This window comes from Pseudomonas sp. PDM16 (assembly GCF_014851865.1).
Lineage (GTDB): Bacteria > Pseudomonadota > Gammaproteobacteria > Pseudomonadales > Pseudomonadaceae > Aquipseudomonas.
On sequence record NZ_JACVAM010000001.1, the window covers coordinates 260189 to 277153 of the forward strand.

Genomic DNA, 16965 nt, shown 5'->3' on the forward strand with positions numbered 1-16965 from the left:
GAATCTTGCCTGATGCAGTTGTCACATGGCACATCTAGAATGCCTTCATCGCTGATGGAAGCCTGTATTGAAGACTTTCGACCAACTCTCCGTGATCGGCCTGCGCGAATGGATCAACCTACCCGAGCTGGGCATGATCGGCCTGCGCGCGAAGATCGATACCGGCGCCAGTACCTCGACCCTGCATGCCAGCGACATCGTGCCTTTCGAACGCGACGGGGTACGTTGGGTACGCTTCACTGCCCACTTCGGCACCCTGGTGCAGCGACGCCACCCGTGCGAGGCCAAGGTGGTCACGGTGAAGACCATCAAGAGTTCCAACGGCCAGGCCCAGACCCGCTATGTGATCAGCACCCTGCTGACTCTCGGTGACCACAGCTGGCCAGTGGATTTCACCCTGGCCTGCCGCAAGACCATGCGCTACCGCGTGCTGCTCGGCGCCCATGCGCTGGTCGACGGCCAACTGGTCGTCAATCCAGCGCTCACCTATGTACAAGACAAACCGCAGCTTCCTATTCCTTCCGGTGCCCAATGAAGATCGCCATCCTGTCACGCAACCCGCGCCTGTATTCGACCCGTAGGCTGATCGAGGCCGGTGAGCAGCGCGGCCACGAGATGGTAGTGATCGACACGCTGCGCGCGTACATGAACATCGCCAGCCACAAGCCGCAGATCCACTATCGCGGGAGGCCGCTGGAGGGCTTCGATGCGGTGATCCCGCGCATCGGCGCTTCAGTGACTTTCTATGGTTGCGCCGTGCTGCGCCAGTTCGAGATGCAGGGTGTGTTCCCACTCAACGAGTCAGTGGCGATCAGTCGCTCGCGGGACAAGCTGCGCTCCCTGCAGTTGCTGTCACGCAAGGGCATAGGCCTGCCTGTGACCGGCTTTGCCCACTCGCCGGACGATATTCCCGACCTGATCCAGATGGTCAACGGCGCGCCGCTGGTCATCAAGGTGCTGGAAGGTACCCAGGGCATCGGCGTGGTGCTGTGCGAAACGGAGAAGGCCGCCGAGTCGGTGATCGAGGCGTTCATGGGCCTGAAACAGAACATCATGGTCCAGGAGTACATCAAGGAAGCCGGTGGCGCCGACATCCGCTGCTTCGTGGTCGGCGACAAGGTGATCGCGGCGATGAAGCGCCAGGCCAAGCCCGGTGAGTTCCGCTCCAACCTGCACCGTGGCGGCGAAGCCAGTCTGATCAAGATCACCCCGGAAGAACGCATGACCGCCATCCGTGCCGCCAAGGTCATGGGCCTCTCCGTGGCCGGGGTCGATATCCTGCGCTCCAACCACGGCCCGCTGGTGATGGAGGTGAACTCCTCCCCCGGCCTGGAAGGCATCGAGACCACCACCGGCAACGACGTGGCCGGCATCATCATCCAATACCTGGAAAAGAACGCTATTCCCGGCCAGACCCGGACCAAGGGACGGGGGTAAGTCTCTCTACAACGCTCCGCAGGCGAAGGTGAACGGAGCCATAAGCCACACGCCACATCGAAAGGGAGGCCCCAGTACAGCCGCCCCTACCGCCGCACCAGCAGTTATCCGGCGTTATGCTGCATCCACTCGAGAAATGCCTGCTCCTCCAGCGGCTTGCCCAGCAGAAACCCCTGTCCGAGCGCACACCCTTGCCGGCGTAGCCAGTCGAGCTGAACCTCGTTCTCCACTCCCTCGGCCACGCATTCCAACCCGAGATTGCGGGCGATCATCAGGATGGTCTCCACCAGCATGCCGCCACTGGCGTCGCCTTCCAGGTCGTGGATAAAGCTGCGGTCGATTTTCAGGCGGTCCAGCGGCAGACGCTTGAGATAGGTGAGCGATGAATAGCCGGTGCCGAAATCGTCGATGGCGAAGCGCACCCCCTTGGCCTTGAGCGCCAGCATGGTGGCGATGCAGTGCTCGACATCCTCCAGCAACACGCCCTCGGTGATCTCCAGCTCCAGCGCGCCATTGAGCAGACCGTAGCGCTGCAGGCAGGCGCCGACCCGCGCGGCGCAATCGGCCTGACGTAGCTCGCGCGGGCTGAGATTGACCGCCAGCACCAGCTGCGGCCAGTCCCACTGCCAGCGGGCCAGGCAGGCACAGGCATGTTCCAGCACCCAGCGCCCTAGCTCGTGGATCAGCCCGGTTTCCTCGGCCAGCGGAATGAATTTCTCCGGCGCGATATCCCCTCGCTCCGGATGGTGCCAGCGCAGCAACACCTCGGCACCGACGACACGCCCAGTGGCCAGCGCCAGCTGCGGCTGGAACACCAGATACAGCTGGTTGCGCGTCATGGCCTGGCGCAGTTCGCTCTGTAGCTGCAGCCGCTGGTCGATGACCGCCTGCATCTCTGGCGCGAAGAAGTGCAAGGCGTTGCGCCCGGATTGCTTGGCTCGGTACATGGCCGTGTCCGACTGTTTGAGCACATCGGCCGCGTCCTGCCCCGGCAGCGGATGCAGGGTGATGCCGATGCTGGCGCTTACCGCCAGATCATGCCCCTGCACATGGAAGCTGCCGCGCAGGCTTCCCAGCAGCTTGTCACCTACCTCGGCGGACAGCTCGGCCGCCAGCTCCGGGCTATCGCCCAACGTCTCCAGCAGCACCACGAATTCGTCGCCACCTAGCCTGGCAAGGGTGTCCTCGGCCCGCAGGCCGTGCGCCAGACGCGCAGTGACCTCACGCAGCAATGCATCGCCAACGTGGTGGCCGAGGCTATCGTTGACTGTCTTGAAATGATCCAGATCGATGAACAGGAGCGCGCCAAAACTCCGCTCACGTCGCTCTCGCGCCATGGCGTGTTGCAGGCGGTCCTGCAGCAGGCGGCGATTGGGCAGGCCAGTCAGCTCATCGCTGAAGGCCAGGCGCTCAATCTCGCGCTGGTAGCGCTGGCGCTCGGAGATATCGGTGATGCTCGCGCGGATCAGCAGCGGCTCACCCGGCATCCGTACCAGGCGGATCTCGCAGGGCAGCTGGCGGCCTGCCAGATCACGGTGCAGCCACTCGAACACCGGTGTCTCGCCGGCGATGGCAGCCTCCACGTGCCGCCGGCCGATCGGCTCGGACGCACTACCATCAGCCTGACGCAGAGGGCTCAGTTCGCTCGGCTTGCGCCCGATCAGTTCGCTGCGGCTGCAATGGAACAGGCGCAAGGCATTGGCGTTGGCGTCAATGATGCCGCCATCCGGGCTGAACAGCAGGATCGCCTCGGGTGCATGCTCGACCAGGGTGCGGTACCGCGCCTCTGCCTCATGACGTGCGGTGATATCCTCGACCAGGGTCAGGCAGGCCTCCAACAGGCCCTCCGGCCCACGAACCGCGCGCAGGCTGAGGCGGGTGTAGACGACGCTGCCATCCTTGCGCAGGAAGCGCTTCTCCAGCTCGTAGTCATCGCGCTCGCTGCTGCAAATGGCGGCGAACAGGGCCTCCTCGCGCTCGACATCATCCGGGTGGCTGATTTCCAGCCAGCGGCTGGCGCGCAATTCCTCACGGTTGCGACCGAGTATCTGGCACAGCTTGTAGTTCACCTCCAGCCACTGGCGCTGCGGACTGACCATGGCCATGCCGATCAGCGGCGCCTCGAAGAACAGGCGCAGCCACTCGTCGCGCTCGCGCAACTGACGCTCCCTGCGCCGCCGCTCAGTAACGTCCTGAATCGCGCCATAGAGACGCAACACCTGCTCGCCATCGCGCTCGGCGAAGCCCTTCAGGCGCACCCAGCGTACCGTGCCGCGGGCACCGAGCAGGCGCACCTCCAGATCAAACGGTTCGCCGGTCTGCAGCACCCGCTCCAGCGACTCGTTCATCAGTTTCTGGCTGGGTTCGTCGTAGCGATCCAGCGAGCCCTGCATATCCGGCGCGCCGCCGGCCGGGTCCAGCTCATTTAGGCGGAAGCAACCCTCGGTCCAATACATACGCTGGGTCGCCAGGTCCAGCACCCAGCCGCCGATGTCGGCCACTTCCTCGGTCTGGGTCAGCAAGTGCGTCTGGCGCAGCAGCTCCTCGCGACGCTGGGCCAACTCGGCGCCGAGGCGCTCGCGCTCACTGACATCATTGTTCAGCGCTACCAGGTGGCTGACCTCACCATGCTCGTCGAGCAGCGGCGCCACCGTTACTTCGTTCCAAAACTGCTGACCGTCCTTGCGGTAGTTGCGCAGCACCTCCTGGTGCGCCAAGCCATGACGCATGGCATGGCGGATGCGCAACAAACCGTTCTGCGACTCGTCCTTGTCGATCAGCAGGCGACTGGGTGCGCCGAGAATCTCTTCGCGGGAGTAGCCGCTGATGCGCTCCAGCGCCGGGTTGCAATAGATGAAGGGCACACCGGGTTGGCGCAGGTCGGAAATCGACACGCCAAGCGGGCAGGACTGCAGCGCCAGGTTGGCCAGGGCCAGCTCCCGTTGCATCGTCGCGCCCCGCCGCAAGGTGTTGCGTAGATCGCCGAGGGCGCGCCCCACCAGCAGCGCCGCGACCATCAGCAACAGCACGCTGAAGTGCATCTCCAGACGCTGCGCCTCGCTCAGCACCAGCTCGCCGCCGAAGCGACCGGTGAGCGGCAGGATCAACACCGCCAACGCCGTCAGCACAGCGCCCAGCAGCGCACCGGCAAAGCCCCAGAGCAAGGCCAGCGCCAACAGCATGGCGCCGATCAACGGCAGAATCAGCAGCAAAGGCAGGTAGCAGAGGGAGAATGGCAGCACGATCAGGAGCAACGGCAACAGCCACCAGGGCAACAGACGTACACTGTTCTCCTCTTCAGCCGACGCTGGGCTCCCACCCAGCGCCCAGCCACGCTGGCGTAGGCGACCGGTCAGCAGACACAGCAACGGCAAGGCCACACCCAATCCGGTCAGACCATCCAGTAGCCAGAAGCCAAGCACCGCCTCACGCCATGCCCCCACCGGCTGGCTGCTCAGCCACAAACCAGCTTGTACCAGTAACGCGTTGAGCAAGGCCGGAGCGAGCACGCCCAGGAGAACGAAACGCAGCAGGCTGGCGACATCCACCGGTACCGCGTCACGCCGCCGCCCCAGGATCAGCCAGGCGAAGCCGACAGCGAGTGTTTCTGGCAGCGCATGTAGCGGCGCCCATTGCCAATCGAGCCCCCACAGCGGTGCGCTGATCATGGCATTGAGGTACAGCGCCAGCAGCACCCGCGGCCCCCACCAGAGCACGGCGCACAGCCCCAGTGCGAACGGCAGATAGCAGAGCGCTGCGCCCGTGGCGAACTGGGTCGAAAGCGACAGCCAGGTGGCCAGATGGAGCAGGGGTAACGGCAACCACCAGGTCCATCTGGGCAAGCGGGCGGAATCTACGACCATGCTGACCTCGCGCTGAACACCAGAGCAGCATAGATCAGGCCGGCTAGAGAGGCTGTCGCTCCCGGGGCCAGCAGCTCCAGCGCAACGCGGCGATAGCGTGTGTCAGCTGGCGTCGCGCGGCAGCAGCAGGCCCAGCGGCAGACAGATCCGGGCTTCCAGGCCGCCGCCGGAGCGGTTGCGCAGCTCCACACTGCCACCGTGCAGCGCAGCGATGCGCTTGACGATGGCCAGACCGAGGCCGGTGCCCTTGCCGCCACGGGCGCGGTCACCACGAATGAAGGGATTGAAGATCTCACCCATTTCTTCCGGGGCGATACCCGGACCACGGTCGAGCACGCTGAGCACCACATAGGGAGCGCTTTCGTCACCGGCCAGGTTGGTCACCACTTCGACACTCTGCCCTCCGTAGCGCAGGGCATTGTCCAGCAGGTTGACCAGCAGCCGCTTGATCGACACCCGGCGCAACGGGAAAGCCGGCAGATGCTCCAGATACAAGCGCACCTGTTCACTCTGCTGGTTGTAGGGCGCCACCACCTCACGCACCAGCTCGCCCAGGTCGCAGGGCTCCGAACGCTCGTCGCGGCCGTCGCGGATGAAGGCGAGGAACTGGTCAAGGATGGTATCCATATGTTCGATGTCGCGGACCATGTCCTCGGTCATCTCGGCGTCGCCGCCGAGCATCTCCAGCGACAGGCGCAGGCGCGTGAGCGGCGTGCGCAGATCATGCGACACCCCGGCCAGCATCAGCTCACGCTCGCGGGCGCCCTGCTCGATGTTCTCCGCCATCTGGTTGAAGGCGCGATACACCTCGGTCATCTCGCTCGGCGTGTCGCTCACTGGCAGACGTACGCTGCGGCCCTGGCCGAACTGCCTGGCGGCAAACACCAGGCGCTTGAGGGGTGCGTTAAGCTGGCGCACGAAGATCCAGGCGGCGGCGGTAGACAGAAGGCCGATACCAAGGAACCAGCCGAGCACGCTCCAGATCTTCTGCCCACGCAGCGGGTGCGGGTAGAGCGGCACCTTGAGCCAGTCGACACCCAAGCTAGGCGCGCGCACCCAGAGGGCCGGCGGGCTCTGCACCCGCACCCGTACCTCGGTGTCCGGGCCCAGCTCGGTCTGCATCTGGCGCAGGAATATTTCCGAGTAGGGCCAGTGCTGCTCGGTGGCCGGCACTTTGTCCTGCGGCACGCGCGTCAACGTCGCCGCCTCGGCGATGTGTGCACGGTCCTCCGGTTCCGCCGCCCAGTAGGCACGCAGGGTCAGCGCCGCGCCGTGGCTGTACTGGCGGTCGACCAGCATGTCCTCGTTCATCATCAGGTAGACCAGGGTCAGCGCCTTGGAAAACAGCACGACGATGAGCACCAACCACAAGGTGCGGGCGAAGAAGCTCTGCGGGAACCAGACAGGGGTTTTCATCAGGGATTGGGCTTACTTGTTACCGTCCGGCACAAAGACGTAGCCCACACCCCAGACGGTCTGGATATAGCGCGGCTTGGACGGGTCCGGCTCGATCAGCCGGCGCAGACGGGAAATCTGCACGTCGATGGAGCGTTCCAGGGCGTCCCACTCGCGGCCACGGGCCAGGTTCATCAGCTTGTCGCGGGTCAGCGGCTCGCGGGCGTGCTGGACCAGAGCCTTGAGCACGGCGAACTCGCCGGTGGTGAGCATGTGTACTTCGTCGCCCTTCTTCAGCTCGCGGGTGGCCAGGGACAGCTCGTAGTCGCCGAAGGTGACGGTCTCGTCCTCGCTGGCCGGCGCTCCGGGCACTACCGGCGCCTGGCGGCGCAGCACGGCCTTGATCCGCGCCAGCAGCTCGCGCGGGTTGAACGGCTTGGCCAGGTAATCGTCGGCGCCGCCTTCCAGACCCTGGATGCGGCTGGCCTCATCGCCCTTGGCGGTGAGCATGATGATCGGCATCTGGTTGTTCGCCTCGCGCAGGCGGCGACAGGCGGAAAGGCCATCCTCGCCCGGCAGCATCAGGTCGAGCACCAGCAGCTGGAACAGTTCGCGGGCCAGCAGGCGGTCCATCTGTTCGACGTTCTCCACCGCGCGCACGCGGTAGCCCTGCTCGCTGAGGAAGCGCTCCAGCAGGCGGCGCAGGCCGGGATCGTCGTCGACGATAAGGATCTTTTCGCCTTCGGCGGCGGGTGTGCTGCTCATGTTCTCTCCTGTCCAGGTGGCGGCGCATTATCGCCCAGCAGCGAGGCGTGGCGGCTCGACCATTGTTAGCAGATTTTTCCCCGAACGGTTCCCAATGCTTTCCGACCCGGTGTTTATAATGCGGCGCTTTCGCGTCGGCATCGGCGTGGTTTTTCTGTCAGGTAGGGTTCATGGATAGCATCAACAAGCGTATCGCCGCCGAGCTCGGCGTCCTCCCGCAACAGGTCGCCGCCGCGGTGGCCCTGCTCGACGAAGGCTCTACCGTGCCCTTCATCGCCCGCTACCGGAAGGAAGTGACCGGCAGCCTGGACGACACCCAGCTGCGCCACTTGGAAGAGCGCCTGCGCTACCTGCGCGAGATGGACGAGCGCCGTGCCGCGATCCTCGCCAGCATCGAGGAACAGGGCAAGCTGACGCCCGAACTGACCCGCGAGATCAACGAAGCCGACACCAAGACCCGCCTCGAAGACTTGTATCTACCGTACAAGCAGAAGCGCCGCACCAAGGGCCAGATCGCCCTGGAAGCCGGCCTCGGCGAACTGGCCGACGGCCTGTTCAACGACCCGAGCCTGAACCCGGAAGCCGAGGCCACGCGCTTCATCGATGCCGAGAAGGGCTTCGCCGACATCAAGGCCGTGCTCGAAGGCGCCAAGTACATCCTCATGGAGCGCTTCGCCGAGGACGCCAGCCTCCTCGACAAGCTGCGCTCCTTCCTGAAGAACGAAGCCACCCTCAGCGCCCGCGTGGTCGCAGGCAAAGAGGCCGAAGGCGCCAAGTTCAGCGACTACTTCGAGCACGACGAAGCCCTCAAGGGCGTGCCGTCGCACCGTGCGCTGGCGATCTTCCGCGGCCGCAACGAGGGCATTCTCGGCGCCAGCCTCAAGGTCGGCGACGAAGCGCCGGGCACCATGCACCCGTGCGAGCTGATGATCGCCGAGCGCTTCGGCGTCGAGCAGCGCGGTCGCGCCGCCGACAAATGGCTGGGCGAAGTGGTGCGCTGGACCTGGAAGGTCAAGCTCTACACTCACCTGGAAACCGACCTGCTCGGCGAGCTGCGCGAGAAGGCCGAGGACGAGGCGATCACCGTGTTCGCCCGCAACCTGCACGACCTGCTGCTGGCCGCCCCGGCCGGTCCGCGCGCCACCCTGGCGCTGGACCCGGGCCTGCGTACCGGCTGCAAGGTGGCCGTAGTCGACGCCACCGGCAAGGTGCTGGAAACCTCCACCGTCTACCCTCATGCGCCGCGTAACGACTGGAACGGCACCCTGGCCATCCTCGCCAAACTGTGCGCCAAGCACGCGGTGGACCTGATCTCGATCGGCAACGGCACCGCCAGCCGCGAGACCGACAAGCTGGCCATCGACCTGATCAAGCTGTGCCCTCAATTGAAGATGACCAAGGTGATGGTCTCCGAGGCCGGCGCCTCGGTGTACTCCGCCTCCGAGCTGGCCGCCCGCGAATTCCCGGATATGGACGTGTCGCTGCGCGGCGCCGTCTCCATCGCCCGCCGCCTGCAGGACCCGCTGGCCGAACTGGTGAAGATCGATCCGAAATCCATCGGTGTCGGCCAGTACCAGCACGACGTGTCCCAGCTCAAGCTGGCCCGTTCGCTGGACGCGGTGGTCGAGGACTGCGTGAACGCCGTCGGCGTGGATGTGAATACCGCCTCCGCTGCCCTGCTGGCACGCATCTCCGGCCTCAACAGCACCCTGGCCAGCAATATCGTGGCGTTCCGCGATGCCAACGGCGCCTTCGCCTCGCGCGCCGACTTGAAGAAGGTGCCGCGCCTGGGCGAGAAGACCTTCGAGCAGGCCGCCGGCTTCCTCCGCGTGATGAACGGCGACAACCCGCTGGACGCCTCCGCCGTGCACCCGGAGACCTATCCGCTGGTGCAGCGCATCGCCGCCGATACCGGCCGCGATGTGCGCTCGCTGCTGGGCGACTCCAGCTTCCTGCGCAGCCTCGATCCCAAGCGCTTCACCGACGAGAGCTTCGGCCTGCCGACCGTCACCGACATCCTCAAGGAACTGGACAAGCCCGGCCGTGACCCGCGTCCGGAGTTCAAGACCGCCGAGTTCCAAGAAGGCGTCGAGAGCCTCAAGGACCTGCAGCCGGGCATGATCCTCGAAGGCGTGGTGACCAACGTCACCAACTTCGGCGCCTTCGTCGACATCGGTGTGCACCAGGACGGCCTGGTACACATCTCGGCGCTGTCGGAGAAGTTCGTCAAAGACCCCTACGAGGTCGTGAAGGCCGGCGATATCGTCAAAGTGAAAGTCATGGAAGTGGACATCCCGCGCAACCGCGTCGGCCTGACCATGCGCATGAGCGACACCCCTGGCGAGAAGGTCGACGGCCCACGCGGCGGTGCTCGCGGCAACAGTGGGCAGAACCGCGGCGGCAACCAGCCGCGCAGCGAGCGCCACTCCAGCCAGGACAAGCCGGCCCCGGCCAACGCGGCCATGGCCTCGCTGTTCGCCAACGCCAAGCAGCTGAGGAAGTAAGCCATGAGTGACGCGCCCATCGGCAAGCAAAGCAACTTCAGCCGCCTGCTCGGCATCCGCATCCTGCGTGCCGAGAACGGCGAGTCCGAGCTGCGCATGGACATGCAGGAACAGATGCTCAACCTGCACGGACGCATGCACGGCGGTGCGCTTTATTCGCTGATCGATACCGCCCTCGGCCAGGCCAGCCACAGCCTGTTTGGCGGCGAGGCCGGCAGCATGACCCTGGAGTGCAAGGTCAACTACATCCGCGGCGTCGAGTCCGGCGAGGTGGTCTGCCACGCCCGTGTGCTCAACGGCGGGCGCAAGGTGCATGTACTGGAAGCCAAGGTAGAACAGGGTGACAAGCTGATCGCCACCGCCCAGGCCACTTTTATCTGCAAATAAGCGCGTGCTTCACCCGTACGCACAAGAAGCAGGGTGGATCTCGTTTCACCGATCCACCGAGTGGCGACCCACCGGATGGCGATTCATCTAGTGGCAGCCCTCCGAGCAGGGCCATTGGTGGATGAACAGAGCGTCATCCACCCTACGTAGAAGCTAGAAAGCCGCGAGGCGCTATCCCAGCGCCTTTCTCAGGATTGCACCTACCGCCTCGTCGGCGCATCCTCCCCTTCCGGTCAGGCGACAGCGTCCGTCCGTGTATCCGACTTGCAGTGTGGCGGCTCCACCCCCATATAGGGGCGACCGTCGAGTGAAGGAACAAGAATCTTGAGCGATCTCCTCTCCCGCCGCCTGGCTCTGCTCGGCGACGCTGCCCACCTGCCGCTGCTCACCCAGTGCCTGCATGGCATCGAGCGCGAGACCCTGCGCGTCGACGAGCAGGGCGAGCTTGCGCAGACCGGCCACCCGACCGCCCTCGGCTCAGCGCTGACCCATGCACAGATCACCACCGACTATTCCGAGGCCCTGCTGGAGTTCATCACCCCGGCCGAGCCCGACCCGGCCGACACCCTGGCCAATCTGGAACGCATCCACCGCTTTGCTGCCAGCCAGTTGGACGGCGAATACCTGTGGAGCCCGTCGATGCCCGGCCTGTTGCCGGACGAGGCGGATATCCCGATCGCCCGCTATGGCAGCTCCAATATCGGCCGCCTGAAGTACGTGTACCGCCAGGGCCTGGCCCTGCGCTACGGCAAGACCATGCAGTGCATCGCCGGCATCCACTACAACTTCAGCCTGGCCGAGGGTCTGTGGCCGCTGCTACAGCAGCTGGATGCCGACCGCCAGGAGCCGCGCGACTACCAGTCCGCCGCCTACATCGCGCTGATCCGCAATTTCCGCCGTTACAGCTGGTTGCTGATGTACCTGTTCGGCGCCTCGCCAGCACTGGACGCCAGCTTCATGCGCGGTCGCCCGCACCAGTTACAGACGCTCGACGACGACACGCTGTACCTGCCCTACGCCACCAGTCTGCGCATGAGTGATCTGGGCTACCAGAGCAGCGCCCAGTCGGGCCTGACGCCCTGCTATAACGACCTGGCCAGCTACACCGAGAGTCTGCGCGCGGCGGTAGCCACGCCCTACCCGGCCTATGCCGAGATCGGTACCAAAGACGCCAATGGCGAGTGGCTGCAACTCAACACCAACATCATCCAGATCGAGAACGAGTACTACTCGAGCATCCGCCCGAAGCGCGTCACCTACTCCGGCGAGCGACCGATCCAGGCGCTGATGAGCCGCGGAGTGCAGTACGTGGAAGTGCGCTGCCTGGACATCAACCCCTACCTGCCACTGGGGATCGACCTGGACCAGGCACGCTTCCTCGACACCTTCGTGCTGTTCTGCGCCTTGCAGGAGAGCCCGCTACTGGCCAATGGCGAGTGCTGCTCCTGCACCGACAACTTCCTCAAGACGGTCAAGGAAGGCCGCCGCCCCCGCCTGCACCTGCAACGTGACGGCGAACAGATCGAACTGCAGACCTGGGCCGGCGAACTGCTGGATGCCTTCGCGCCAATCGCTACGCTGCTCGACCGCGCCTATGGCGGTGACGCCTACCAGACCGCCCTGCACCTGCAGCGGCGCAAGGTCGAAGACGCCAGCCTGACGCCATCAGCGCAAGTGCTGACCGAGCTGAAGGCTACCGGCGAAAGTTTCCGCGAATTCGCCCTGCGCCAGAGCAAGGCCCACGCCGCTGCTTTCCGAGCCCAACCATTGAGCGCGGCTGAGCAGGCACAGTTCGTCGAGGCTGCCCGCGCCTCTCTGGTGGAGCAGGAGGAACTGGAGCAGGCACCAGCCGGTGATTTCGACACTTTCGTTGCGGCCTACCAGGCGAGCATTCTCGGCATCAGCATTTAAGGGCGGCACTAGCCGCTTCACCGCCGAAAAAGTGCTTTTGCAATCAATAGCCTGGGAAATGGAGGGGCTTCTTTAGGGGAGTCCGTCACAAATCCGCCACTCCGACCGTTCGGCTCTGACCAGCGGCGCACCAACCACTCTGGCACGGGCTAGCCTGTGGGGAAATCCGCATTGGCGAATAGCCATGACGCCCGCAGCAGACGATCACGACTGGAGCCTGGAAAGCCTGAACAAGGCCTACCAGCAAGGCTATATGGCCGGGCTCACTGGCCAGCCCCAGCATGCGCAACCCTATCCCGTGGAAGTGCTGGCCGCTGCCTGGGAGGCGGGCTGGGACGACGGTAACGAACAGTTCAAGCAGCATCAGCGCCGCAGCGCCTGATCCTGAAACCCAGAAAAAGGCCGCAATCGCGGCCTTTTTTCTTGCAGGGTTTCTTGAAGTATTGCGAACTCGTGACGACCTACGCGGAACAGGCTGTCAGAGCGACTTTTCAAAGATCTTCGAGTTGCGCTGATAGTTGTACAGCGACGCCCGTGCCACCGGCATGCGCTCGACACCGCTGGACTCGAAGCCGCGCTCCTGGAACCAGTGCGCAGTACGGGTAGTGAGCACGAACAGCGTCTTCAGGCCCATCGCCTTGGCTCGCTCCTCGATGCGCTCCAGCAGCTCGTCACCACGACCGCCATGGCGGTATTCGGGATTGACCGCCAAGCAGGCCAGTTCGCCGGCTTCGGAATCGGCGATCGGGTAGAGCGCAGCGCAGGCGATGATCAGGCCGTCGCGCTCGACGATGCTGAACTGGCCGATCTCGCGCTCCAGCACTTCGCGCGAACGACGCACCAGGATGCCTTGATCCTCCAGCGGGGTGATCAGCTCGATCAGGCCGCCCACATCCTCGATGGTCGCTTCACGCAGCGACTCGAACTGCTCCTGGTCGACCAGGGTGCCGCCACCGTCGCGGGTGAACAGCTCGGTAAGCAACGAACCGTCTTCCATGTAGCTGACGATATGGCTGCGCTTGACCCCGGCGCGGCAGGCCTGGGCCGCCGCATCGAGCAACTCGGCCTGATAGCAGCTACCGAGCCGTGCCAGATGTGCCGGCACCTGCTGCGGGCGTAGCTCGCGCACCAACTTGCCACTGGCGTCGAGCAGGCCACGCTCGGCGCTGAACAACAGCAACTTGTCGGCCTGCAGATCAATGGCGGCACGGGTGGCGACGTCCTCACAGGCCAGGTTGAAAATTTCCCCGGTGGGCGAGTAGCCGAGCGATGACAGCAGCACGATGCTGCGCTCGTCGAGCAGGCGGCCGATGCCCTTGCGGTCGACCCGGCGCACTTCGCCGGTGTGGTGATAGTCGATGCCATCGACCACGCCAATCGGCCGCGCGGTGACGAAGTTGCCGCCGGACACACGCAAACGCGAGCCCTGCATCGGCGAGGCGGCCATATCCATCGACAGGCGCGCCTCGATAGCAATGCGCAGGCGCCCAACAGCATCGATCACGCAATCCAGAGTCGGTCCATCGGTGATGCGCAGGTCACGGTGATAGCGCGGCGTCAGGCCACGCTCGGCCAGGCGCGCTTCGATCTGCGGGCGCGAGCCATGCACCAGCACCAGGCGCACACCGAGACTGTGCAGCAGCACCAGGTCATGGACGATATTGCCGAAATTCGGATGTTCCACGCCTTCGCCGGGCAGCATGACCACGAAGGTGCAGTCCCGGTGAGCGTTGATGTAAGGCGAAGCGTGGCGAAGCCAGTTGACGTAGTCGTGCATTGAGAAGCCTGTGAGCAAGGACGGACGAGCGATGTTTTGCCTCTCCACACTCGGAGAAGGAAGGTCGGTCTAGCGTCGTCGCAACATCGGTGCTCCCCTCTGGGCTGGGCGAATTACAGGCAGTAGTGCTGGATCAACTGGCGCAGCAGCACCACGGTCGGCTCGATGCGCGCCAGCTCGAGAAACTCCCCCGGCTGGTGAGCACAGGCGATATCGCCGGGGCCGAGGACAATGGTCTCGCAACCAAGCTGCTGAAGATACGGGGCTTCGGTACCGAATGCCACCGACTGCGCCGCATGCCCGGTGAGCTTCTCGGCCAGGCGCACCAGCTCACTATCGGCGCTCTGCTCAAAGGGCGGCACATTGGCGAACAGTGGCGCGTAGTCGATCTTCACCTGGTGCCGTTCGGCCAGCGGCCGCAGCTTGCTGCGAATGGCCGCGCGCAACTGCTCCGGCTCCATGCCCGGCAGCGGGCGCAGATCGAACTCCAGCGAACACTGGCCGCAGATGCGGTTGGGGTTGTCGCCACCGTGGATGCAACCGAGGTTGAGCGTCGGCTGCGGCACGCCGAACTGCGGGTTGTTGAACTCGCGCTGCCACTGACTGCGCAGCTCCCGCAGTGCGCCAATGGCATCGTGCATGGCCTCCAGGGCGCTATGACCGAGGCTCGGGTCGGAGCTATGGCCGCTCTGCCCGAGGATGTCGATGCGCTCCATCATCACGCCCTTGTGCAGGCGTACCGGCTTGAGCCCGGTCGGCTCGCCGATCACCGCAGCACGCCCCAAGGGGCGCCCAGCCTCAGCCAACGCACGGGCGCCATCCATGGAGCTTTCTTCATCGCAGGTGGCGAGGATCAACAGCGGCTGCCTGAATGGCCAGTCGAGCATGCCGCGAACAGCCTCGATCACCAGAGGGAAGAAGCCTTTCATGTCGCACACACCCAGGCCGACCCAACGATCACCCTGGGCGGTCAGCCTGAGTGGGTCACTTTGCCACAGGGCCCCGTCGAACGGCACGGTGTCGCTATGACCGGCCAGCACCAGCCCACCGGGACCACTGCCGAAGGTGGCCAACAGGTTGGCTTTTCCCGGCGCCACTTCCTGGATCTCACAGGCGAAACCAAGATCGCTCAGCCAACCCGCCAGCAGCTCGATCACCAGGCGATTGGACTGATCCCAGTGCGGTTGGGTGCAGCTGACCGACGGGGTGGCAATCAGCGCAGCGAACTGGTCTTGCAGAGAGGGAAGCGACATAACGGATCTCCGTGGCCTGAACCCATCATAGAGAGGCCGCCGCCCACTGCCTATGCTGAACAGGCACGACCTTTCGTCCGGGCTGACATGCCTGGAAACGACCGTTCGAGCAGAAACCGTTGTCATCTGGCATACTTCGCGCCCCTTTTTCCGGTCACAAAAACGTCATGTTCGAACTATTCAGCGGGCTCGATGCCTGGGTCGCCATCAGCCTGGTGCTGGCTCTGACCTTTGTCCTGACCTTCGAATTCATCAACGGTTTCCATGACACCGCCAACGCGGTGGCCACGGTGATCTACACCAAGGCGATGCCGCCGCACCTGGCAGTGATCTTCTCGGGCATCTTCAATTTCCTCGGCGTGGTCCTCGGCGGCGTCGGTGTGGCCTATGCCATCGTCCACCTGCTACCGGTGGAGCTGCTGATCAACGTCAACACTGCCCACGGCCTGGTGATGGTGTTCTCCCTGCTGACCGCCGCCATTGCCTGGAACCTGGGCACCTGGTACTTCGGCATTCCGGCATCCAGCTCGCACACCCTGATCGGCTCCATCCTCGGTGTCGGCCTGGCCAACGCCCTGCTCTCGCATATTTCCCTGGCCGACGGCGTCAACTGGCAGAAGGCGATAGACATCGGCCTCAGCCTGCTGCTATCGCCGCTGGCCGGCTTCGCCGTCGCCGGTCTGATTCTGATCGGGCTGCGCCGCGCCTTCGCAGACTCGAAGATGCACGAAACCCCGGAGAGCCGTAAGGAGATCAAGGGCAAGAAGAAGCCACCGTTCTGGAACCGCATGGTGCTGATCATGTCGGCCATGGGCGTGAGCTTCGTACACGGCTCCAACGACGGCCAGAAGGGCATCGGCCTGATCATGCTGGTACTGATCGGTATCGTTCCAGCCAAGTTCGTGCTGGACCTCAACAGCACCACCTATCAGATCGAGCGCACCCGCGACGCCGCCGTGCACCTGCAGCAGTTCTACCAGCGCAACCACGACGAGCTGAGCGAATACCTAGCACTGGGCAAGGCTGGCAACGTAGAACTGCCGAAGCAGTTCCGCTGCGACGCCAAGCTGACCGAGGCAACCATCTCCACCCTGCTGAAAGACCTGCAAGGTGTGACCGATTACAACCAGATGGACCAGGAGAAGCGTACCCAGGTACGTCGTTACCTGCTGTGCCTGGACGATACCGCCAAGAAGGTCAGCAAGCTGGACACGCTGCCCAAGCGCGAGAAGGCGGATCTGGATAAGCTGCGCAAAGACCTTACCGCCACCACCGAATATGCGCCCACCTGGGTGATCTTCGCCGTGGCCCTGGCGCTGGGTATCGGCACCATGGTCGGCTGGAAACGCGTGGTGCTGACCGTCGGCGAGAAGATCGGCAAGCAGGGCATGACCTATGCCCAGGGCATGAGCGCGCAGATCACCGCATCCATCGCCATCGGCCTGGCCAACGTCTACAGTCTGCCGGTGTCGACCACCCACGTGCTGTCATCCGGCGTCGCCGGCACCATGGTCGCCAACAAGAGCGGCCTGCAATTCGCTACAGTGCGCAATATCCTGATGGCCTGGGTGCTAACGCTGCCGGCCACCATCCTGCTGTCCGCAGGTCTGTTCTGGCTGGGCGTGAAACTGTTCGTCTGAACGCCACCCGCCGCATGACAAGGCCGCCCACGG

General features: G+C 64.6%; 12 protein-coding genes. 7 read left to right on the forward strand and 5 right to left on the reverse strand.

Translation table 11 applies throughout. The features are described from left to right. Positions 1 to 100 precede the first annotated feature (100 nt). Positions 101 to 535: an ATP-dependent zinc protease gene (locus tag IB234_RS01190; protein WP_263864182.1), complete on the forward strand. Its 435-nt coding sequence runs from the start codon at positions 101 to 103 to the stop codon at positions 533 to 535. Further along, a complete protein-coding gene (gene rimK, locus IB234_RS01195) occupies positions 532 to 1437 on the forward strand; it encodes a 30S ribosomal protein S6--L-glutamate ligase (RefSeq protein WP_192312576.1) in 906 nt (301 codons plus the stop codon). The genes IB234_RS01190 and rimK overlap by 4 nt, the downstream gene beginning before the upstream one ends. 104 nt (positions 1438 to 1541) lie before the next feature. Here rimK and IB234_RS01200 read toward each other — a convergent pair whose 3' ends face one another. The 3 genes from IB234_RS01200 to ompR all read right to left on the reverse strand — a co-directional run bounded on the left by IB234_RS01200 (position 1542) and on the right by ompR (position 7460). Then, entirely contained in the window at positions 1542 to 5300 is a 3759-nt protein-coding gene (locus IB234_RS01200; RefSeq protein ID WP_192312578.1) for an EAL domain-containing protein, read from the reverse strand. A gap of 102 nt (positions 5301 to 5402) precedes the next feature. Next, complete coding sequence (locus IB234_RS01205; protein ID WP_192312580.1) at positions 5403 to 6716, reverse strand: ATP-binding protein; 1314 nt, start codon at positions 6714 to 6716, stop codon at positions 5403 to 5405. 12 nt (positions 6717 to 6728) lie between these two features. Further along, on the reverse strand, positions 6729 to 7460 hold the full coding sequence (gene ompR / locus IB234_RS01210; protein ID WP_192312587.1) for a two-component system response regulator OmpR: 732 nt from the start codon (positions 7458 to 7460) through the stop codon (positions 6729 to 6731). A gap of 170 nt (positions 7461 to 7630) precedes the next feature. Between ompR and IB234_RS01215 the strand changes: the two genes are divergently transcribed. The 4 genes from IB234_RS01215 (at position 7631) to rmf (ending at position 12644) form a co-directional block, all read left to right on the forward strand. Then, positions 7631 to 9964, forward strand: a complete 2334-nt coding sequence (locus tag IB234_RS01215; protein WP_192312588.1) for a Tex family protein — start codon at positions 7631 to 7633, stop codon at positions 9962 to 9964. Positions 9965 to 9967: 3 nt separating this feature from the next. Beyond that, positions 9968 to 10351 carry a PaaI family thioesterase gene (locus IB234_RS01220; protein ID WP_192312589.1) on the forward strand — a complete coding sequence of 128 codons (384 nt, stop codon included), beginning with the start codon at positions 9968 to 9970 and terminating at the stop codon, positions 10349 to 10351. Positions 10352 to 10675: 324 nt separating this feature from the next. Next, positions 10676 to 12262 (forward strand): glutamate--cysteine ligase, encoded by a 1587-nt coding sequence (gene gshA / locus IB234_RS01225; RefSeq protein WP_192312590.1) that lies wholly within the window; start codon positions 10676 to 10678, stop codon positions 12260 to 12262. Between the two features lie 184 nt (positions 12263 to 12446). Next, complete coding sequence (gene rmf, locus IB234_RS01230) at positions 12447 to 12644, forward strand: ribosome modulation factor (RefSeq protein WP_192312591.1); 198 nt, start codon at positions 12447 to 12449, stop codon at positions 12642 to 12644. 96 nt (positions 12645 to 12740) lie between these two features. On the opposite strand, the gene argA is transcribed toward rmf, so the two are convergent. Both argA and argE read right to left on the reverse strand, forming a co-directional pair. Beyond that, positions 12741 to 14039: an amino-acid N-acetyltransferase gene (argA, locus tag IB234_RS01235; RefSeq protein ID WP_192312592.1), complete on the reverse strand. Its 1299-nt coding sequence runs from the start codon at positions 14037 to 14039 to the stop codon at positions 12741 to 12743. Positions 14040 to 14152: 113 nt separating this feature from the next. Beyond that, entirely contained in the window at positions 14153 to 15292 is a 1140-nt protein-coding gene (gene argE / locus IB234_RS01240; RefSeq protein WP_192312594.1) for an acetylornithine deacetylase, read from the reverse strand. Between the two features lie 167 nt (positions 15293 to 15459). On the opposite strand from argE, the gene IB234_RS01245 reads away from it, so the two are divergent. Next, positions 15460 to 16932: an inorganic phosphate transporter gene (locus IB234_RS01245; RefSeq protein ID WP_192312596.1), complete on the forward strand. Its 1473-nt coding sequence runs from the start codon at positions 15460 to 15462 to the stop codon at positions 16930 to 16932. Positions 16933 to 16965: the final 33 nt, after the last annotated feature.